Genomic DNA, 19,365 nt, shown 5'->3' with positions numbered 1-19,365 from the left:
TTCACGAATGAGAAGTAATGATTTAGACGAAAAAAGACATTAACTAAATGAAGAGGTAATTTTGGGTTAACAATAGGATATAAGTGAAAGGAGTTAATTCCTTGAAAGAGCAACCAAATCATAAAACACTGCTTCAATCAGTGAAAATAGCATAGGCTGGTGGAAAGCGATTATAGAGTCAATCAATGACGGTGTTCGAGTGATTGATCACAATGGGTATGAGGGTGGTTTAGCTTTATGAATAACCATTGGTTAAAATGCTTAAGCTGGTTGTGGAAATAAATATATAAAAGGGGCTCGATTTCAATTTGAAATGGAGCCCCTTTTTATATTATCCTGCTACACTTTCAGAAAACTGGCTATTGTAAAGGTCTGCGTAGAAACCGGATGCCTCTAAAAGTTGTGAATGTGTTCCTTGTTCAATTACTTTCCCTTGATCCATAACAAGAATCAGGTCAGCATCTTTTATGGTAGAAAGACGATGGGCAATGACAAAACTTGTTCGTCCTTCCATCAGCCGGTTCATCGCCTTTTGGATAAAGACCTCTGTCCGAGTGTCCACACTTGATGTCGCTTCATCCAATATCATGATCGGTGGATCTGCAAGCACAGCTCGTGCGATTGTCAAAAGCTGCTTTTGTCCTTGTGAGATGTTCGAAGCTTCTTCGTTTAAAACTGTCTCATATCCATCTGGCAGTGTTCGAATGAAATGGTCGGCATGTGCCATGCGGGCCGCTGCAAAAATATCTTCATCTGTTGCTTCATTTTTTCCATAACCGATATTGTCCTTAATCGTACCATTAAAGAGCCAGGTATCTTGAAGAACCATTCCGAAGTTCCGGCGAAGATCACTTCGTGACATATTTCGTGTATCAAGACCATCGATCTTGATCTTTCCGCCATTGAGTTCATAAAATCTCATCAAAAGATTTATCATCGTCGTTTTCCCAGCACCGGTCGGTCCTACAATTGCGACCGTCTGTCCAGGCAACACCTCGATGTTCATATCCTTCATTAACAAGTCGTCACCATACCCAAAGTCTACATGTTCAAAGGTGACAGCACCGTTCGCTCTATTTAAATGAGCCGTGGTTTTTTCTTTTATTTCCTCTTCTTCATCAAGTAGCTCAAAAACGCGCTCAGCTGCTGCAACAGTGGACTGAATGATGTTTGCGATGTTTGCCGTTTGGGTGATCGGCTGGGTGAACTGCTTTGAATATGTGATGAATGCTTGGATATCACCAATTGAGATAGAACGTTGGGTTACCAATATTCCGCCGACGACGCTGATGAGAACATAGCTCAAATTCCCGATAAAAAACATCAAGGGCATGATAATTCCAGATATGAACTGCGCCTTGCTTCCTGCTTTATATAATTCTTCATTTACCTTTGTAAACTGGGCACTTGCCTTTTTTTCATGTCCGAATGCTTTAACGACTTGATGGCCCGTATACATTTCTTCAATGTGCCCGTTCAATTCTCCAAGTGTACGCTGTTGATCGGCAAAATGTTTTTGGGATCTTTTTAAAATGGGCCGGATTGCAAATATTGACAAAGGTAAACTGATGATGGAAATTAGTGTCAATAACGGGCTGATAGAGAGCATCATAATGATAATGCCCAAGATTGTTACGATCGATGTGATAAACTGGGTTAAGCTTTGTTGAAGGGTGCTCCCGATTGTATCGATATCATTTGTCATTCTGCTAAGTGTTTCTCCGTTCGGACGGCCTTCAAAATAGTTAAGGGGAAGTTTCTCGAGCTTTTTATTAACATCTTCCCGTAAATCATAGACCGTATCTTGGGCAACGCTGGACATAATGTATTGTTGTACATAATTGAAAAGGCTGCTTAAGACATAGAGGCCAGCAAGTAGCAGGAGGATCTGGCCGATTTTATCAAAGTTAATAGCAGCTCCCGGTATTTCTTGGAATTTACCGTAAGCCCCTTCGAATAATTCCGTAATCGCCGTTCCCATTATTTTTGGTCCGACAATCATGAAAATCGTACTCATGATGGCAGCGATGAACACGGCAATCAATTTGTTGCGCCGCGGTTTTAAATAGGCCAAAAGCCGTCGTAGTGTTCCTTTAAAATCTTTTGCTTTTTGACCCATCATCATCATGTTCCCGCCGCCAGGACCGTGCCCCATCTGACCGCCGCTTTGAGGTTTTTTTCGGTTACTCATGCAATTTCCTCCTCTGAGAGCTGTGATAAGGCGATTTCACGATATATGTCGTTTGTGCTAAGCAACTCTTGGTGTGTCCCAATGCCGACAATGTGCCCTTTGTCTAAAACGATGATTCTGTCAGCATCCACGACTGTACTAACACGCTGTGCGACGAGTAATACGGTCGCATTCTTCGTTTCATCTTTCAAAGCTGCACGAAGTTTGGCATCTGTCTTGAAATCAAGAGCGGAAAAACTATCATCGAATATATAAATGTCCGGTTTTCGAATGATTGCCCTTGCAATCGAGAGCCGTTGTTTTTGGCCACCTGAAAGGTTTGATCCACCTTGTTCGATTTCTGCATCATAGCCGTCTTTCAATTGGCTTATGAAATCTTCCGCCTGGGCGATACGGGCCGCATGGTCAATTTCCTCCTGGGTGGCCGTTTGTTTTCCGAAGCGAATGTTGTCAGCAATGGTACCCGTAAAGAGGATGGCTTTTTGTGGCACAAAGCCAATTTTGGAACGAACTTCATCTTGTGGGGCATTACGAATATCAACACCATTGACGCGAATGAATCCATTTGAAATATCATAAAAGCGGGGGATCAAATTTACGAGCGTTGATTTCCCTGAGCCTGTTCCTCCGATGATTGCGGTGGTTTCACCAGGTCTTGCGGAAAAACTAATATCCGATAGGGCAGGTTCCTCCGCTCCTGGGTAACTGAACGTCACATGTTCAAATTCAAGGGTGCCGTGGTCACGATCTGCCTTTTCCGTTCCTTCATCTAGGAATGAAGGTTCCATATCAAGGACTTCGTTGATCCGAGTTGCCGACACGGCCGCACGTGGAATCATAACGAACATCATGGAAGCCATGACGAGTGCGAACATAATTTGCATCACGTATTGGATAAATGCCATTAAATCCCCGATCTGCATAGCGCCATTATCAATCCGTACTCCTCCAAACCAAATGATTCCAACAACCGTCAAGTTCATGACAAGCATCATTATAGGCATCATGAATGCCATGATTTTATTGACTTTTATCGAGACAGCCGTCAAATCCTTATTCGCTTTCTTAAGTCGTTCCTTTTCTTGGTTTTCACGATTAAAGGCACGAACTACGCGAATCCCGGTTAGATTTTCTCGTAATACAAGGTTCAGACGGTCCAAACGTTTTTGCACCAACTGAAAAAGAGGCACACCCTTATAGAGAATGAGCAGGATTGAACCAATCAACACAGGCATTGTGAAGACGATGACAAGTGATAATTTGGCATCCTTCGAAACGGCCATAATCACTCCGCCAATTAACATAATGGGTGCACTGATGACCATGCGCAGCATCATAATAACCACTTGCTGGACTTGAGTTATATCATTGGTCGTTCGTGTAATGAGGGACGCGGTACCGACTTCGTCAAATTCTTGTAATGAAAATTTTTCAACATGATTAAAGACTTTTAAGCGGATATCGCGTCCCATTCCCATTGCGGCTTTCGAAGAATAGTAACTTGCGATAACGGAAGCACAGGCGCCTAGTGCTGAAATTAACAGCATTAATCCACCTATTTTCCAGATGTAGGGAGTGTCTCCAGGGACGACACCTTTGTCGATAATATCGGCCATTAGTGTCGGTAAGAAAAGGTCGGACATCGATTGGATAAAGACGAGCCCGAAAACTGCTGAAATAAGCCATTTATAAATGGATAAGTTTTTCAGTATTTTTATCATTTTGAACACTCTCCTTGTTCTATTGCTTGCGCTTCTAAATCATTTGTAATTTGAAGATGTGTCCCAATCAATCCTTCAAATTGTTCTTCAGTGAGCCTTTCAACGACCGCTTGAAAGGATTGGTGAATGCTGCCTTCATGCAAATGAATCGTTTTCAATAGATTTTTTCCTTTTTCGGTGATCGTCAGCTGAATCTCACGACGGTTCCCCTCCACTGGCTCACGATGGAGCAGGCCTGCACGTACAAGACCATCGACCGATTGGCTTAGTGTGCTTTTTGGAAGAAAGGTTTTCTCCCCAACATTTTTTTGCGTCATCTCTTTGTAAAGGATAATGGTCATCAAAATAGAATATTGCGGAACGGATAATCCGTACTCTACTGCTGTTTTTTGGACGATTCGCATGATATTTTTCTGCACATTCCAAAATGAACGTAAAAGTTGTGCGGAACGCATCAATTTTTGATTTTCAGTCTCCAAAATACATCACATTCTTTCTTTTTCGAACTGTTCCAAAACGAACAGTTATTTTTTTGAATCATTAAAATTTACAACTATTTCCGCATCTAGTCAAGTCCATAAGCCAATCGTTATATATTTTCATGATTTCCACTGTCACCGCGATTGACTTAAGTATGCCCATGAATGGTCGAACCCTTAATTTAATTAAATAAAAATTGATATCTTTAGAAAGTGAATTAGTTGAAAAAATGAGCGAAAAAGTGGTAGGATATTAATGTGTAGAATTAGTACCAGGTAATAACAGTAGATAATATAACAATTCGCTATTTTTTTGAAGATATTGATCGTGAAATCTAATGTTACATATTGTTTAGGAGGATGATGACATATGGTAGAGAACCGTCATCTACAGGCTGGACTCAGTGATGAGGAAGTGCTTGAGATGTTTAAAGTGATGTTGCTGGCAAGACGTATAGATGAACGGATGTGGTTGCTGAACCGTTCTGGTAAGATTCCATTTGTCGTTTCTTGTCAGGGGCAGGAAGCCTCTCAGGTGGGGGCGGCGTTTGCATTGAATCGTGAAAAGGACTACGTTCTTCCATATTATCGCGACCTTGGGGTCGTTTTAGCGTTTGGGATGACAGCGAGGGACTTAATGTTATCCAGTTTTGCAAAAGCCGAAGATCCAAATTCAGGAGGCAGGCAAATGCCAGGCCATTTCGGACAAAAGAAAAACCGGATCGTGACGGGTTCTTCACCAGTGACGACTCAAGTGCCGCATGCTGTGGGGATTGCCCTCGCTGCAAAAATGGAAGGACAAGATATCGTTTCCTTCGTCACATTTGGAGAAGGTTCATCAAACCAAGGTGACTTCCATGAAGGTGCGAATTTTGCTGGTGTTCACAAACTTCCGGTAATTTTGATGTGCGAAAATAATCAATATGCGATTTCCATCCCGCTGGAAAGACAATTGGCTTGTGGGAAAGTGTCGGATCGCGCCATTGGGTATGGCATGCCAGGAGTGACGGTCGATGGAAACGATCCGATCGCAGTATACCTGGCGGTGAAAGAAGCGGCCGATAGAGGCAGGCGAGGTGAAGGGCCAAGCTTGATCGAGGCGGTTTCCTACAGGCTTACACCTCACTCAAGCGATGATGATGACAGTCAATACAGGTCGGCCGATGAAGTATCGGAGGCAAAAAAAATAGATTCGATCATTACATTTGGTGCTTATTTAAAGGCCACAGGGGTCATGGATGACGAAATGGAGAATCAGATCAATGATGAAATAATGAAAGTTGTAAACGAAGCGACTGATTACGCAGAAGAAGCTCCATTTGCAACGGAAGATACACTCTCAAAATACGTTTATGCTAATGAGTAAGGAGGAAAGAAGATGGCAGTAATATCATATATAGATGCAGTGATAATGGCGATACGTGAAGAAATGGAACGTGATTCCCGTGTATTTGTCCTAGGAGAGGACGTTGGAAGGAAAGGCGGCGTGTTCAAGGCGACATCAGGCTTGTATGAACAATTCGGGGAACAGCGTGTCATTGACACCCCGCTTGCTGAATCGGCCATCGCCGGAGTGGGCATTGGAGCGGCGATGTATGGGATGAGGCCGATTGCGGAAATGCAATTCGCCGATTTCATCATGCCTGCAATCAACCAAATCATATCGGAAGCGGCAAAAATCCGTTACCGGTCAAATAACGACTGGCAATGTCCTATCGTCATCAGGGCCCCATACGGCGGAGGGGTACATGGGGCTCTATATCATTCGCAATCCGTCGAAGCGATTTTTGCCAATCAACCGGGGCTGAAAATCGTCATGCCTTCCACACCTTATGATGTAAAGGGATTGTTGAAGGCGGCCATCCGCGATGAGGATCCGGTCCTGTTCTTTGAACATAAGCGTGCTTACCGTTTAATTAAAGAGGAAGTGCCTGACGATGATTATGTTTTACCGATTGGAAAAGCGGATATCAAGCGTGATGGTGATGATGTAACCGTGATTACATACGGCCTTTGTGTTCATTTTGCCCTACAAGCAGCGGAAAAGCTGGCCAGTGACGGCATTTCCGTTCATATACTTGACTTAAGAACCGTTTATCCTCTGGATCAAGAGGCGATCATTGAAGCAGCCGCAAAAACGGGAAAAGTGCTTTTAATTACGGAGGATAATAAAGAAGGAAGCATCATTAGTGAAGTGTCGGCGATCATTGCGGAAAATTGCCTCTTTGATTTGGATGCCCCCATCATGAGACTGGCTGGGCCTGATGTACCTGCCATGCCATATTCGCCAGCATTGGAAAAGTCCTTCATGGTGAACCCAGAAAAAGTGGAAAAGGCATTGCGTGACCTAGCTGCCTATTAAATGCAAGCTAAAGGCATCATTCATTTACGGGAGGTGTATGTTTCATGCGCTCAGAAGAAGAGATGATGTCATTGATCATCCATGTCGCTGAACGTGATGATCGCATTCGAGCTGTCTGCATGAATGGGTCGCGAACGAATGCGAGTGTCCCAAAAGATGTGCTCCAAGATTATGATATCGTCTATCTCGTCTCGGATATCGAGTCATTCAGAATGAATCCTGGCTGGATAGATGACTTTGGTGAAAGGATCATCTTGCAGACCCCGGAGGATATGTGTTTATTTCCGCCGAGTTTAGGAGGTCGCTTCTCTTATTTGATGCTGTTCATGGACGGAAACCGGATTGATTTACAATTGGTCCCCATAGAGCAAAAAGAAAGATATTGCAGGGAGGATAAGCTAACGACCGTCTTGATGGATAAAACGGGCTGTCTTCCCGTGCTTCCTCCTCCCACTGATGAGGGTTATTGGGTGAAAAAACCTACCGTTGAACTTTATAACGATTGCTGCAATGAGTTTTGGTGGGTCTCGACATATGTAGCCAAAGGTTTATGGCGAAAGGAAATTCTTTATGCTCAGGAACATCTTGGCCAAATAAGGAAGATGTTCATTCAAATGCTGGAATGGCAGGTGGGCATTGAAACCGACTATTCCGTTAGCGTCGGTAAATGCGGAAAATATTTGGAGAAATTTTTGTCCGAAGAGAGCTGGTCCCAACTTCTGTCCACATATGCAGATGGAAGGGATGAGAGTGTATGGCAGGCACTGTTTTCCATATGCCGTTCTTTTGAACAAACGGCAATGCTAGTAGGGAAACGATTGAATTATGACAATCCTTTTCAGTATGATAGACGAGTTTATTCATACTTGGAACATATTCAAGCCTTGCCGGTAAATGATTGATCGACCAAGTTATTTAGTTAAGTTTAATGAGAAAAAAAGCATCAGCACCTTTATCAAGTTCCAAAAGTCGAACCGGAATGTTGACAAAGGTGTTTTTTTTATATAAAATTACTTTGAAGTTGAGATATATTAATTCGAGATAGTCCTCTGAAAAATCTCAAAGATATTTAATGAATATTCGAGGCTGCTTGAAGGGAAAATGTAGGGAATTGAAGAAAAACGGAACATCCATAAGCTGATATCGTTTATTAGGAGGAAAAGTAGATGAATGGATTAAAAGGGATACACCACGTTACGGCCATCACAAGCAGTGCAGAGAAAAATTATGAATTCTTCACGTATATATTGGGGATGCGCTTAGTCAAGAAAACGGTCAATCAAGATGATATCCAAACCTATCACCTGTTTTTTGCTGATGATGTTGGCGGTCCGGGAACGGATATGACTTTCTTTGACTTTCCGGGTATCCCCAAGGGGGTCCATGGGACCAATGAAATTTCAAAAACATCATTCCGCGTTCCGAGTGATGCCGCATTGCAATATTGGGAGAAGCGTTTTGACAGGTTTAAAGTCAGCCATACAGGAATACAAACCCAATTTGGTAAAAAGACCTTATCCTTCGTTGATTTTGATGATCAACGCTACCAATTGATCTCGGATGAAAACAACAAAGGGGTCGCATCAGGGATTCCTTGGCAAAAAGGGCCGGTACCTCTTGAGAACGCAATCACAGGATTAGGACCGATTTTCATTCGGATTGCCAACTTCGACTACTTTAAGGAAATGATGGAGAAAGTACTTTTATTCAAAGAAGTGGAACAAGATGGAGCATTTCATCTGTTTGAAGTAGGCGAAGGTGGAAATGGAGCACAAGTCATTGTCGAGCATGACTCAAACCTGCCCCAAGCACGCCAAGGTTTCGGTACGGTACACCATACAGCCTTTCGCGTTGAGGACCGTTCCGTATTGGAGGAATGGATCGAACGTATGGAAAGCTTCCAATTTCAAACCTCCGGTCATGTTGACCGTCACTTTTTTGAATCGCTTTATGTACGAGTGGCACCGCAAATCTTGTTCGAGTTTGCCACCGATGGTCCTGGATTCATGGGAGATGAGCCGTATGAAACGCTTGGAGAAAAGCTATCACTGCCACCGTTCTTGGAACCGAAAAGAGATCATATCGAAAAACTGGTTCGTCCCATCGATACAGTAAGAAGTACCAAGGAGTTCCCAAAAGAATAATGACTTGGTTTCTGCCCATCCTAAAGCAGGCAAATATAAAAAGGGCAATATATAAATCACTCTAAAAAATTCAGGAGGAATGAATGATGACTAAAGATTTTTACACAGCTATCAAAGAAAGACGTTCTTATTATGGAATCAATAAGGAGGTACAAGTGTCCGATGAGAAGATCAAGGAGATTGTCGAGTTTGCCGTAAAACATACACCATCGGCTTTTAATTCCCAGACTACCCGCCTTGTCGTGTTGACTGGTGCAGCTCATAATAAATTATGGGACATCACCACACAAGAGTTAAAAAAAGCAGTTGGGGAAAGGGACTTTACAAGCACCCAACAAAAAATGGATTCCTTTAAAGCGGGGTATGGAACGGTTTTATTCTTTGAAGATCAATCCATTGTGAAGTCGCTGCAAGAACAATTCGCCCTATATGCCGATAATTTCCCGATTTGGTCACAGCAGACATCAGGCATGCATCAACTGGTCGTTTGGACTGCTTTGGAAGGTGAGGGCTTAGGGGCAACGCTACAGCATTATAATCCGCTTATCGATGATGAAGTGAAAAAAGAATATGATGTTCCAGGTGATTGGAAATTGATTGCCCAAATGCCATTTGGACATCCAACGGCACCAGCAGGTGAAAAAGAATACAAACCGCTTGATGAGCGCATTAAGTTTTACAAGTAAGGGTCAATAGGCTCTCTCATACTGCAGCCAAACTTCGATTTTATTGGAGTTTGGCTGCAGTTTTTTTTGAGGTTGTTACCATTGGAAGGTGACTTTTCACTTCATAGCACTGCACTCTGCGTGAAAACAAAGCTAGGATCTCCATTGTCTATAGTTTTGGGAAATTGGATATGGTCCGTTGCTTTCCACAGCAGGCATTCACTTATCCAGAGGCGGTTAAGCCTCCTTGGCGTTTCCGCCTGCAAAATCTCACGTAGACGCGCATTTCCCGCAGCAGTCTCGCGTCTTTCGTTTCAATCCACACCTTAAGATCAAATCTGAAATAACCTAATTTTTGAGGATTTCAATTTGGATATTCAAAGTTTGGCGCCTTTGCCGGGGAGCTTCGTCGGCGGTACAAAAAGCGTAGGTTATTTTGTTGATCTGTTGTATAATAATGGATATTATTGCGGGGTTTCTATGTATTTGACTCATTTAGAATAGGGGGAAGTATATGAACAACCAATTTTATTTCATTAATGCTTTTTCTAAAGAAAAATTCAAGGGGAACCCTGCCGCTATCGTTTTCATGAACAAGAATAGATCGGATGCGTGGATGATATCCTTGGCAGGAGAACTAAATCAACCCATCACCACTTTCATCGAACCAAAAGGCGGTAATAGCTATCAGCTTAGATGGTTCACCCCGACTGAAGAGATTGATTTGTGTGGCCACGGTACATTAGGAGCAGCTCATATTCTGTGGAGTGAGGGCTTTACTTCATCAGAGTCAGCCATTACTTTTCATACTCATGCAGGAATCCTGCACTCCAAGTTAACAAATCAACAAATAATCCTGAAGTTTAATGTGAAGGAATCCACTGAAACAAAGGTGACCGAGAAATTAAAACGAGTCATTCAGTTTCCTATAAAAGATGCTGCTTGGGCTGAAGATCGGTATATCTTAGAACTGGAAAATCAGGATATGGTTCATAAGGCGGTGCCTAATTTGGGGGCAATCAAAGAACTGGACGGTCCAGGGGTAATCATTACTAGTATTGGCTCAGGTAAGTATGACTTTGTATCAAGGGTGTTTGCTCCAAAGATAGGAATTAATGAAGATTACGTTACTGGATCTGCACACTGTGCGTTAGCCTCATATTGGGGCAATCGTTTAAACAAAAAGGAATTTATGGCATACCAGGATTCAAAGCGCGGCGGTGAACTAAAGCTAAAGATAATCGCAGAAAAAGTCGAGTTGATTGGGGACTGTATAACTTTACTGCAGGGAGAACTATATAATTAGCTCACTTGCGCTTCAAAGTGAATTGTACGTGGGAGTTTGACTAACTGAGCAGATTAACGACAAAAGCTCGCTAACTTTACAAGCCAGATCTGCTTGACCACAACACTAATTCATATCCTATTGTAAATCGGAAGCCAACCGAAATTCTGGTACAATTAAATGAAAAAGGATGTTTTTAATGACAAACCGTAATACAAATTCTAAGGTTGATGAATTTTTAAGTAAAGCTAAAAACTGGCAGGAAGAATATGAGGTATTGAGAAGGATTGTTCTTGAGTGTGAGCTTACTGAAGAATTTAAATGGATGCACCCTTGTTACACTTATGAGAAAAAAAACATCGTTTTAATACACGGATTTAAAGAGTATTGTGCGCTTCTGTTTCACAAAGGTGCCTTGTTGAAGGATGCTCATGGAATTCTCATCCAACAAACGGAGAACGTACAGGGTGCACGCCAGATTCGGTTCACTAATGTCCAGGAAATCGTTGCAATCGAACCCATCTTGAAAGCATATATTCAAGAAGCCATTGAAGTTGAAAAATCAGGTCTGGAAGTGGAGTATAAGACAGAAATCATTATTCCCGAAGAGCTTCAAAATAAATTCGATGAACTCCCTGCATTGAAAACTGCTTTTGAAGCATTGACTCCAGGACGGCAAAGAGCATACTTTCTTCACTTTTCTCAACCGAAGCAATCGAAAACCCGCATTTCAAGGGTTGAAAAATGTACACAGCAAATTCTTGATGGAAAAGGATTAAAGGATTAGCCGTTAGTGGATCTTTATTAAAGGACAAATCAGCATGCAAACAAAGGTGTACTATTTGGCTTTTTGCTGAGTGGTACGCTTTTCTTTCACTTTTATGAAAAAGCCAATATATTCCATCATTATCTTATAGTTAGGAGGCCTTGGATGAATACATGGGATGAGGTAGATTTACGGAGATATAAACCAGAATACCTGCCATGGTTAAAAGCATTTGAATTGCCAAAAGAACAAGAAAAATTCACCGCACTACCAACCAAGATGCTGGAAATAACGAAAGAGAGACATCCGATAGTAATCTTACATAATAATGAACCAGTGGGTTTTTTCGTATTACATTCAAGTGATAGGGTAAAAGAGTATACCAATAACCGGAAAGCCATGTTATTAACTGCCCTGTCCATAAATCACTCCAAACAAGGCAGAGGATTTGCCAATAAAGGGATGAGAAAAATACAGAGCTTTGTCGATTAACAATTCCCAGAGTGCAATGAAATCATTTTAGCAGTAAACCATAAAAATGTTCCTGCCCAGAAGTTATATGAAAAAGTTGGTTTTAAGGATACGGGTACAAGGAAGATAGGCAGGATCGGAGAGCAATACATATATACCTTCATTATTAAATGAAGAAGGGAATTTCGTTACCGAAGGTTGCAGAAGCAGCCTTTTTCTTGTGTCACTAAAACGAGGAATGTATAGTAACTTCCTTTTATTTTATAAGTATGTGCTATAGAAAAATAAACAAGTAATTTCAGTGTTGTTATGTTAAAATATGGGTGTTATTACAGGTGTTACTAGTTAATAAATGAGGAGGTTTAGTCATGAAAAGAAAAGCAACGTTCATTTTTGGTTTTGGAGGAGTGCTGGCCCTATCTTTTTTTATGAAAGATATGCAAAGTACATCTGTCCTTGAACAAGATGAACAACCAAAAGTTGAAGATTGGCAAACTAGCACGAATGGAAGAAATCTAAATATAGTTGTAACAAGTGAAGAGCAAAATAAGGTGGACAATATGGTGAAATTGATGTCTGCCGAAGAAGTAGGGGTTTTGAATCAAGAGGGCGGAACAGCGGTCTTTTTCAAAAAAGCGAAATAAGAGTAGAATTGTGCTCACGAAGTTGTTCTGTTTACAAATAGTAAGGGTACCACCTCATATTTAGGGGGGAAGAATTTGATTACTCATTTCGCGGATTTAGAATTAACAACAGTATCTTTAGAAGGCGTAAAACAATGCTACGCTAACAGACTGCAGCTCCCCATCATCTATGAATCCAATGATTTCATTCGGTTTCAGCTTACGTCATTTACGACTTTAAGTTTTAGAGAGGCCTATGAATCGGTTCCTCCAGCGCACTTTGCTTTTCAAGTCCCGTATTCAAAGTTTGATGAAGTGGCAGCTTTCGTTCAACAATCTGGATTATTGATTTTAAAACAAGAACTGGGCCAGTATATTGACGAAACAAATGGGAGGAAAAATCTATATTTCCGTGATGGAGATGGTCACCTTCTTGAAATTATTGCACATGATTATATTAAAGAGGACGTAATAAACACTACTGGGAAGTTAAGAACACTTTATATAAGAGAGATAGGCTTTCCTGTTGATAACGTCCCAACTTTTCGCGATTGGCTGAAAAAGGATTTTGGCATGAAAACAGTAAACGAATCAAATCTATTCAATTTTGTAATCAGTGGAACGGCACATGCAATAGTTGTTTCAAAACAGAGACCTTGGATTCCCATTGCCATGAAGGCATTGCCGCCAAAGATGGTGGTGACATTTGGCACGCCCGATCTAGAGTTTATTAAGAACCTTTCAAAAAACATGGACAACTCTTTTTTGAAAGAAAAGAAGCTACTTATAACGAAGGATGGTTATACTTTTTGGATTGAGCACACTCCTGATTTTACAGCTTCTTTGGCAGAAAGTTTAAATTTGCCTAAGTTCTCATTAGGTTAAGGTTTTAACACCGTTCGGATCATTAGAACGGTGTTTACGAATTTTGCTTGATTATTTATTTGTTGAACAGTCTTTCACTAGTTCGATAAATTCTTGTGCCTTTTTCTCATCTTTTTTTAACACCTCGATGTTTGCTGGTATTAAAAGAACCTTTATAATCTTGTTGTTATGCCAAAAAACATGAGTGTAACGGGCATCTACATATAGCTCCCTGAACCATTCTTCAGAACTTAGATTTTCAATCGCCATCTTTAGCTTGGAAGAGGAGGTGGCTTTCAATAGAATTATCTCTGACATTATTTGAATGAAATCCACGCTAATTCACCAGCCTTTTTAAAAAATGATTTTCAACTATCTATACGCAGAAATGTTTGGATGCATTCCTTTGCTTGTTGATATGCGTTTGGAGCTAGGAAATGGTATGAAGACTCACTTGAACAGCTTTTTGGATTGGTGGGGGATGAAGATGCTTAAACGAAAATATGGAAACCGATTAGAATGGAAACGTGTCTTGGAGAGAAAGTATGCACAAACGTTTCTTGATACTAAACAATATAAGGGCTATATCACATTATTGCATGCAATTAAAGTGGCTGAACCATTATTCGCCATGTACGAAGAAAAGAAAATTTGTATTGTAGATGATGGCTATATGTGGCTTCAACAATTTCCCTTGGAAAAAAACCATTCAGTGACAACAATGTATGATGATAAAGGAAAGATAGTGCAATGGTATATTGATGTTTGCCTGAGGAATGGAGTAGAGCATGATATTCCCTATTTGGATGATTTATTTTTAGATCTCATTTTACTGCCTTCTGGAGAAGTCATACAAAAGGATGCCGATGAGCTAGAAGCGGCATTATTAAGTGGAATGATTGATATATCTCTTTACGATGCTGCTTGGAATGAAGGGAAGCTCCTTACTCATTTGATAAATAACGGCAGCTTTGAATTGCTTGAGCTATCCCACTATCATAAGGGGTTATTAATTAATGAATTAAAGTGACTTTTTATAAATAAGTTAAATATTTCGACTTCATACCTTGTCAGGAATAGTTTAACAAGGGCGTATAGGAAGAGCAATAGTTAGGGGGAAAAAGTATATGGGAGAACAAGAGAAGCTAAGGATCTTTGATGAAAACAAAAAACAAATCGGCGTTGCTTCTCGGAGTGATGTACATAGGAATGGATATTGGCATGAAGTGTTTCATTGTTGGTTTATCATCAATGAACATGGAATGGATTATATTATTTACAGCTTCGCAGTGAAAATAAAAAAGACTATCCTAACCTTTTGGATATTACTGCTGCTGGACATTTATTAGTTGATGAAACAGTAAAGGATGGAGTAAGGGAAATAAAAGAAGAAATAGGAATCGATCTAGCTTTTGAGGATTTAGTTCAGTTAGGTGTTATGGAATATTGTGTTATTAAAGACCATTTTATTGATAAAGAATTAGCAAACGTTTTTTTATATAAGAGTGGGAATACATTGGATGATTTTACACTTCAAGTAGAAGAAGTGTCAGGAATTGTAAAAGCCCAATTTAGTGATTTTGCTCAACTTTGGTTTTATGAAAAAGATGAAATTGAAATGAAAGGTTTTGAAGTAAATGAGGATGGAAAAACGCTTAAAATAAATAAATATGTAAACAGGAATGACTTTGTCCCACATGAAATGTCTTTTTATCAAGAAGTTATTCAAAAGATACACGAACAGATTAGGGGAAATAGTAAGCAATGGTAAAATATTTAAAGCATGTAAGTAAAGTAAGAAAAAATATAAGGTGGAATGATCATGATTGGTTTGCTGAACCTTGGAAGTCTCGTGCTTGGACTACTTGCTTGGATCCTTCCGATTGTAAATCTCTTGCGATTTAAAAGTAAGGAGGGTAACAGCTGGGTAACACTTTCTTTGATAAGTATCAGTGCTTGTGCTACATCGTTATGTTTCCAGATTATATATCATTATCACCTAGTAAGGATTGAGGATTGGGGTGCCCTTATGGACACCATGTATGCGGTTGCATTCACAGCTACAGTTCTCCTCATCGTTACCACGATTTTAAATGTAATTACGTTAGTTTTATATCGTGATAGAACAGTAAAGTAGAGGTGTGGATGTATAGAAAGATGTACGCTGGAGTAAAGGCGGGATAGACTTCATTATGTATTTATCCTTCTGACAGGTATGGTAGTTATTATTTTGGAAGCGTGCCTCATGTTTTGTTGAATTTGTAATTTTTCTGTTCATTTTTTGGTATCCTTTCTAACGATTTAGCAATCTGGATACGACGAAAATAGGTGAGTGGCCTCGGCAGTTCTTTATCTTATGAAAATTGCAGGGGAGAGGAAAGAAGACAGTATATTCATGCAGGGAACATTGGTCATGACTTGCATGTGAAAAGCTAAAAATGAGGGTGTTATTGTTTGTGTAAAATATTATTAACGTCTAATGGCTTTTTTACGGATAGAATTAAACAACAATTCCTGCAAAGTATTGATGGTCAAATTATGAACGCAAAAGCCGCTATCATTACTACAGGTTCTCAACAGAAGCAATACAATAAGTTTGCAATGAAGGCAAAAGAAGACTTAGTGAAACTGGGTTTTAAGCAAGTTGATTTTATGGATATAGAATTTGATTTTCCTGAACGACTTAAACCATATAACGTGATTTACATTAACGGCGGAAATCCGTTTCATTTGTTGTTTCATATGAAAAAAAGTGGTACTGACTTGATATTAAAAGGCTTAGCAAAACTAAACACTGTATTTGTCGGGGTAAGTGCTGGAGCAATCATTCTAGGGCCGAACATCCAGGTTGTGAATTTTTTTACTCCGCAGATCAATACGGTACATTTGAAGGATTTAGCTGCATTGAGTTTAACCGATATAGCTGTTTTTCCTCATTATGATCGAGAAGATCTGTTTCCTAATAACGCTGGCAAGTCAATAGAAGAGAGGTTGAAAGTGTTCGAACATATAAATGAATGTTCTCTTGTAAGACTCAAGGATGACGAATCCATCCTTTTACATTGAAAATCGAAGAATAAAAAAAGTCATGGCTGAAAACTTTTTTTGATTTGAAATATCTTGATGTAAGATTTTAATGGCTGCATTTTTTTGAAGGGTGCATTTGTATGCAAACAAATATAATTCAAAAAGTAGGGCAAATTGGGTTAGCTGTTAAAGATTTAGATAACAAAGATAAACTTGATCTTTCGCTTTTATTTAACACTGAAAATATGGCATTCTTTGAATGCAATGGACTGCGATTGCTTTTAAGCCTCCCGGGTATTTTAGTGAGTTCAATACCAGCTGATTTTGCTGTAACCATGATTCGGCAAGCCATATCTAATGTCACTATCCTCATGATTGCATCTGAATGTTGGAGAATTGGTGCCCAATATTTTATGAACTATTGAATTTGAAAGTATAAAAGCCCTCTTGAATGATGTGTCACAGGACACTGACCCAACACTAAAAAAGGGGGCTTGTTTATGTTATTCACCGTACGAGTGATCTGGAAATTTCCTTGCCTTTCAATCCTCAATGGATAGGGAGGGTGCCTGTCCCATTTTCATGATCAGAAATCCGCTCCAGGCAAACAGGAGGGAAGCAAGGTAAAAAATGCTGCCGATCGTTAGGAAGTCGACTAAATATCCGGTGGCGATTACCGCCGCTGCCGCACCAATGGAGGTCCAGACATGGTAGTTGCCGATTTCCTTGCCAGCCGTCGCTTTCGTAACATATCGTGCAAGTACAGTTTTTTCCGTGTTTTTTTGAACGGCTCCAAGAATGCCCATGATAATTTGCAAGAGATACACATGCCATATTTCATAGGCAAGAGGAAAGGCCAGGAGGATCAGGGCCATTCCCCATGAATAAATGAGGAGAAATGCTTTGTCACCTGCTTTGTCCGTGATTTTTCCTATCAGTGGGTAACATAGTGCTGCAGTCAGCGAAAATATTCCATATGCCCAGCCGAATTGGGAATAGCTTGTCCCGACATTTTTGATAAGCAATATATAAAAGGGGAATATCATGCTTGCAGCCATTCCTACAGTACCTTGGTAAACAATAAATCGTTTATAATTCATGGATGATACTCCTTATAGAAAAGATTCAAAAAGCGATTATCTGGATCGTATTTCTTTTTTAAGTGAAAGAATTCCTCCGCATGAGGATAGGCTTCATATAATTGAGCTTTGGTCGGATACCCGTAATAAGGTAAATAATAGCTGCCACTATGGGCTAGCGCCACATCGATCATGCTGCGGATGACCCTTTCCGTGTTTCGTTTACTTTCGTCATCAGTTCCTTGGTTGATGAGCATGACAAGGGCGAACATATCGTCTTTGGCATACGACATAAGTGAATCATCGTTTTTTTCAACATAACGAATGGTAATATTTAATAAATTAAAATCTTTTTCATTGGACAAAACGTTTCTTAAATCATCGATGTAATCCGCAAACTGATCTACCGGCACGAAGTATTCCTGCAGTACTTCCGTTTTGGAGGGATTGCTATAATCCATGAAGGCCGAGTCGGACCGCATCGCATTATTCCTGGAAATCATGGTCCCATCCAGCTTGGCGGTGTATGACTCCTGAATGTTCCAAAACCGCTCTTTTCCCCAATCATTGTAACGCGATAAGCCGAGGAAGAATTTTGGTAGGGCCACGATCGTTTCCCGTTTCAGGAAATCGTAGTCCGCAAGCCTCGTTTGATTTTTCGCCATATAATAGTCGGTTACATACATTTCGTCCAGATAGGAACCAGGAGCGACGGATATCCTAGCTAGATGCATTTTCACCTCATTCTTTTGCAAAACCTCTTGTTTAAAATACGACGTATATTCATCATAATGCAGTGATTTTGTTTTGATTTGATATAGCTCATCATCAGTGAGATGAAGGGTCACATCCAGAATGATGCCAAACAAACCATATCCGCCGATGACCGCAGAAAACAATTCCGGATTTTCTTCACGGCTCACGGTGAGAATCTGTCCTTTTGCATCAAGCAATCGAAACGACTCAACAGTTTCAATCAATGCATGATGCCGGATATCGCGGCCGTGGACATTGACGCTCAAAGAACCGCCGATTGTGAATATATTCTGAGATTGGCTGACCTTTAATGATAGTCCGTAAGGGTTGATATACTCTTGCACATCGGCCCAAGTTGCGCCGCTCTGGACCGTGATACGCTTCCTCGATACATTCAAATCAAGGATTTCATCATAATTCTTCATATCGATCAGGATCCCATTCGGATATAAGGTCTGTCCCCCTTGGCTGTGCTGCATACCGGCAATGGATATTGGGTCATCGTCCTTCCTTGCTTTCAACACGATCTTTTGGAGCGCCCCTTCATCATCTTCTGCTTTAATTGCCTTCATTTTAACCGGCATCAGCCGGCTGATATCTTCGGCGATCGGGTGGTTTAGCTTGAAATGAAATGCGTGTAGGGAAAGACCGAATAATATAGAATATAAGATGGCAAAGATAAATCGTTTCATAATAAAGCTCAAGTAGCTCCTCTTTTTAGTATTTAATTCTAATGTATTCATAGTTCATATATAACTGATTCAGGTTTGTTGATCATGTAGGAGGAAGTCCGCGTTACTCTATCATAACCTTTATCACTAAAAAGCCTAGAAAAATAGTGAAATGATTGGACGCTGGATTTTTTTTCACTGGCGTATCCATTAATCTTTTCATCTAGTTATATCGTAAATAAAACCAGGATAGTTTAGGAG

Annotated in this window: 21 protein-coding genes; 15 read left to right on the top strand and 6 right to left on the bottom strand. The window is 40.4% G+C overall.

Translation table 11 applies throughout. The features are described 5' to 3' along the window. Positions 1–331 precede the first annotated feature (331 nt). From AS888_RS07860 to AS888_RS07850, 3 genes are read right to left on the bottom strand one after another with little or no spacing between them, the layout of a single operon-like run. Positions 332–2,191 carry an ABC transporter ATP-binding protein gene (locus tag AS888_RS07860; RefSeq protein WP_061141594.1) on the bottom strand — a complete coding sequence of 620 codons (1,860 nt, stop codon included), beginning with the start codon at positions 2,189–2,191 and terminating at the stop codon, positions 332–334. Then, positions 2,188–3,912: an ABC transporter ATP-binding protein gene (locus AS888_RS07855; RefSeq protein WP_061141593.1), complete on the bottom strand. Its 1,725-nt coding sequence runs from the start codon at positions 3,910–3,912 to the stop codon at positions 2,188–2,190. Before AS888_RS07855 ends, AS888_RS07860 begins: the two co-directional genes overlap by 4 nt. Beyond that, entirely contained in the window at positions 3,909–4,391 is a 483-nt protein-coding gene (locus tag AS888_RS07850) for a MarR family winged helix-turn-helix transcriptional regulator (RefSeq protein WP_061141592.1), read from the bottom strand. The genes AS888_RS07855 and AS888_RS07850 overlap by 4 nt, the downstream gene beginning before the upstream one ends. A 370-nt stretch (positions 4,392–4,761) precedes the next feature. Between AS888_RS07850 and AS888_RS07845 the strand changes: the two genes are divergently transcribed. From AS888_RS07845 to AS888_RS07800, 10 genes are all read left to right on the top strand, one after another. After that, on the top strand, positions 4,762–5,757 hold the full coding sequence (locus AS888_RS07845) for a thiamine pyrophosphate-dependent dehydrogenase E1 component subunit alpha (protein ID WP_061141591.1): 996 nt from the start codon (positions 4,762–4,764) through the stop codon (positions 5,755–5,757). Between the two features lie 12 nt (positions 5,758–5,769). After that, positions 5,770–6,753: an alpha-ketoacid dehydrogenase subunit beta gene (locus tag AS888_RS07840; protein ID WP_061141590.1), complete on the top strand. Its 984-nt coding sequence runs from the start codon at positions 5,770–5,772 to the stop codon at positions 6,751–6,753. A 44-nt stretch (positions 6,754–6,797) separates the two neighbouring features. Then, positions 6,798–7,655, top strand: a complete 858-nt coding sequence (locus AS888_RS07835) for an aminoglycoside 6-adenylyltransferase (protein WP_061141589.1) — start codon at positions 6,798–6,800, stop codon at positions 7,653–7,655. A 264-nt stretch (positions 7,656–7,919) separates the two neighbouring features. Next, positions 7,920–8,897 carry a ring-cleaving dioxygenase gene (locus AS888_RS07830; protein WP_061141588.1) on the top strand — a complete coding sequence of 326 codons (978 nt, stop codon included), beginning with the start codon at positions 7,920–7,922 and terminating at the stop codon, positions 8,895–8,897. An 86-nt stretch (positions 8,898–8,983) separates the two neighbouring features. Continuing rightward, positions 8,984–9,583 (top strand): nitroreductase family protein, encoded by a 600-nt coding sequence (locus AS888_RS07825; RefSeq protein WP_061141587.1) that lies wholly within the window; start codon positions 8,984–8,986, stop codon positions 9,581–9,583. Between the two features lie 493 nt (positions 9,584–10,076). Continuing rightward, entirely contained in the window at positions 10,077–10,868 is a 792-nt protein-coding gene (locus AS888_RS07820; RefSeq protein WP_061141586.1) for a PhzF family phenazine biosynthesis protein, read from the top strand. Positions 10,869–11,046: 178 nt separating this feature from the next. Next, positions 11,047–11,634 (top strand): YdeI/OmpD-associated family protein, encoded by a 588-nt coding sequence (locus AS888_RS07815; RefSeq protein WP_061141585.1) that lies wholly within the window; start codon positions 11,047–11,049, stop codon positions 11,632–11,634. Positions 11,635–11,778: 144 nt separating this feature from the next. After that, complete coding sequence (locus tag AS888_RS07810) at positions 11,779–12,105, top strand: hypothetical protein (RefSeq protein ID WP_311316469.1); 327 nt, start codon at positions 11,779–11,781, stop codon at positions 12,103–12,105. A gap of 347 nt (positions 12,106–12,452) precedes the next feature. After that, positions 12,453–12,728: a hypothetical protein gene (locus tag AS888_RS07805; RefSeq protein WP_061141584.1), complete on the top strand. Its 276-nt coding sequence runs from the start codon at positions 12,453–12,455 to the stop codon at positions 12,726–12,728. A 75-nt stretch (positions 12,729–12,803) separates the two neighbouring features. Next, on the top strand, positions 12,804–13,592 hold the full coding sequence (locus tag AS888_RS07800) for a VOC family protein (protein ID WP_061141583.1): 789 nt from the start codon (positions 12,804–12,806) through the stop codon (positions 13,590–13,592). Between the two features lie 51 nt (positions 13,593–13,643). On the opposite strand, the gene AS888_RS07795 is transcribed toward AS888_RS07800, so the two are convergent. Further along, a complete protein-coding gene (locus AS888_RS07795; protein WP_260320157.1) occupies positions 13,644–13,841 on the bottom strand; it encodes a hypothetical protein in 198 nt (65 codons plus the stop codon). Positions 13,842–13,977: 136 nt separating this feature from the next. Here AS888_RS07795 and AS888_RS07790 point away from each other — a divergent pair, with 136 nt between their 5' ends. From AS888_RS07790 to AS888_RS26755, 5 genes are all read left to right on the top strand, one after another. Next, positions 13,978–14,601 (top strand): ribonuclease FAU-1 family protein, encoded by a 624-nt coding sequence (locus tag AS888_RS07790; RefSeq protein WP_260320156.1) that lies wholly within the window; start codon positions 13,978–13,980, stop codon positions 14,599–14,601. A 97-nt stretch (positions 14,602–14,698) separates the two neighbouring features. Next, on the top strand, positions 14,699–14,920 hold the full coding sequence (locus tag AS888_RS27055; RefSeq protein ID WP_311316468.1) for an NUDIX hydrolase: 222 nt from the start codon (positions 14,699–14,701) through the stop codon (positions 14,918–14,920). Continuing rightward, positions 14,890–15,342 (top strand): NUDIX hydrolase, encoded by a 453-nt coding sequence (locus AS888_RS07785; RefSeq protein ID WP_311316467.1) that lies wholly within the window; start codon positions 14,890–14,892, stop codon positions 15,340–15,342. The genes AS888_RS27055 and AS888_RS07785 overlap by 31 nt, the downstream gene beginning before the upstream one ends. A 683-nt stretch (positions 15,343–16,025) precedes the next feature. Beyond that, positions 16,026–16,637: a Type 1 glutamine amidotransferase-like domain-containing protein gene (locus AS888_RS07775; RefSeq protein ID WP_061141581.1), complete on the top strand. Its 612-nt coding sequence runs from the start codon at positions 16,026–16,028 to the stop codon at positions 16,635–16,637. 101 nt (positions 16,638–16,738) lie between these two features. Then, positions 16,739–17,023 carry a hypothetical protein gene (locus AS888_RS26755; protein WP_260320155.1) on the top strand — a complete coding sequence of 95 codons (285 nt, stop codon included), beginning with the start codon at positions 16,739–16,741 and terminating at the stop codon, positions 17,021–17,023. A 117-nt stretch (positions 17,024–17,140) separates the two neighbouring features. Here AS888_RS26755 and AS888_RS07765 read toward each other — a convergent pair whose 3' ends face one another. Both AS888_RS07765 and AS888_RS07760 read right to left on the bottom strand, forming a co-directional pair. Beyond that, positions 17,141–17,698: an MFS transporter gene (locus AS888_RS07765; protein ID WP_061141580.1), complete on the bottom strand. Its 558-nt coding sequence runs from the start codon at positions 17,696–17,698 to the stop codon at positions 17,141–17,143. Beyond that, entirely contained in the window at positions 17,695–19,125 is a 1,431-nt protein-coding gene (locus tag AS888_RS07760; protein ID WP_061141829.1) for an FAD-binding oxidoreductase, read from the bottom strand. Before AS888_RS07760 ends, AS888_RS07765 begins: the two co-directional genes overlap by 4 nt. Positions 19,126–19,365: the final 240 nt, after the last annotated feature.

Origin of the sequence: Peribacillus simplex, from assembly GCF_001542915.1 — a bacterium.
In the GTDB taxonomy this organism is placed as follows: domain Bacteria; phylum Bacillota; class Bacilli; order Bacillales; family DSM-1321; genus Peribacillus; species Peribacillus simplex_B.
The sequence above is the reverse complement of the archived record's forward strand: the minus strand, read 5'-3'. Positions and strand labels throughout refer to the sequence as shown.

What these genes read in the sequence shown, in the direction of transcription:
- AS888_RS07795 (WP_260320157.1), bottom strand. Translation starts at nt 13,841, where the DNA reads ATGGCGATTGAAAATCTAAGTTCTGAAGAATGGTTCAGGGAGCTATAT.
- AS888_RS07830 (WP_061141588.1), top strand. Translation starts at nt 7,920, where the DNA reads ATGAATGGATTAAAAGGGATACACCACGTTACGGCCATCACAAGCAGT.
- AS888_RS27055 (WP_311316468.1), top strand. Translation starts at nt 14,699, where the DNA reads ATGGGAGAACAAGAGAAGCTAAGGATCTTTGATGAAAACAAAAAACAA.
- AS888_RS07760 (WP_061141829.1), bottom strand. Translation starts at nt 19,125, where the DNA reads ATGAAACGATTTATCTTTGCCATCTTATATTCTATATTATTCGGTCTT.
- AS888_RS07765 (WP_061141580.1), bottom strand. Translation starts at nt 17,698, where the DNA reads ATGAATTATAAACGATTTATTGTTTACCAAGGTACTGTAGGAATGGCT.
- AS888_RS26755 (WP_260320155.1), top strand. Translation starts at nt 16,739, where the DNA reads ATGCAAACAAATATAATTCAAAAAGTAGGGCAAATTGGGTTAGCTGTT.
- AS888_RS07810 (WP_311316469.1), top strand. Translation starts at nt 11,779, where the DNA reads ATGAATACATGGGATGAGGTAGATTTACGGAGATATAAACCAGAATAC.
- AS888_RS07805 (WP_061141584.1), top strand. Translation starts at nt 12,453, where the DNA reads ATGAAAAGAAAAGCAACGTTCATTTTTGGTTTTGGAGGAGTGCTGGCC.
- AS888_RS07820 (WP_061141586.1), top strand. Translation starts at nt 10,077, where the DNA reads ATGAACAACCAATTTTATTTCATTAATGCTTTTTCTAAAGAAAAATTC.
- AS888_RS07835 (WP_061141589.1), top strand. Translation starts at nt 6,798, where the DNA reads ATGCGCTCAGAAGAAGAGATGATGTCATTGATCATCCATGTCGCTGAA.
- AS888_RS07860 (WP_061141594.1), bottom strand. Translation starts at nt 2,191, where the DNA reads ATGAGTAACCGAAAAAAACCTCAAAGCGGCGGTCAGATGGGGCACGGT.
- AS888_RS07845 (WP_061141591.1), top strand. Translation starts at nt 4,762, where the DNA reads ATGGTAGAGAACCGTCATCTACAGGCTGGACTCAGTGATGAGGAAGTG.
- AS888_RS07825 (WP_061141587.1), top strand. Translation starts at nt 8,984, where the DNA reads ATGACTAAAGATTTTTACACAGCTATCAAAGAAAGACGTTCTTATTAT.
- AS888_RS07840 (WP_061141590.1), top strand. Translation starts at nt 5,770, where the DNA reads ATGGCAGTAATATCATATATAGATGCAGTGATAATGGCGATACGTGAA.
- AS888_RS07815 (WP_061141585.1), top strand. Translation starts at nt 11,047, where the DNA reads ATGACAAACCGTAATACAAATTCTAAGGTTGATGAATTTTTAAGTAAA.
- AS888_RS07855 (WP_061141593.1), bottom strand. Translation starts at nt 3,912, where the DNA reads ATGATAAAAATACTGAAAAACTTATCCATTTATAAATGGCTTATTTCA.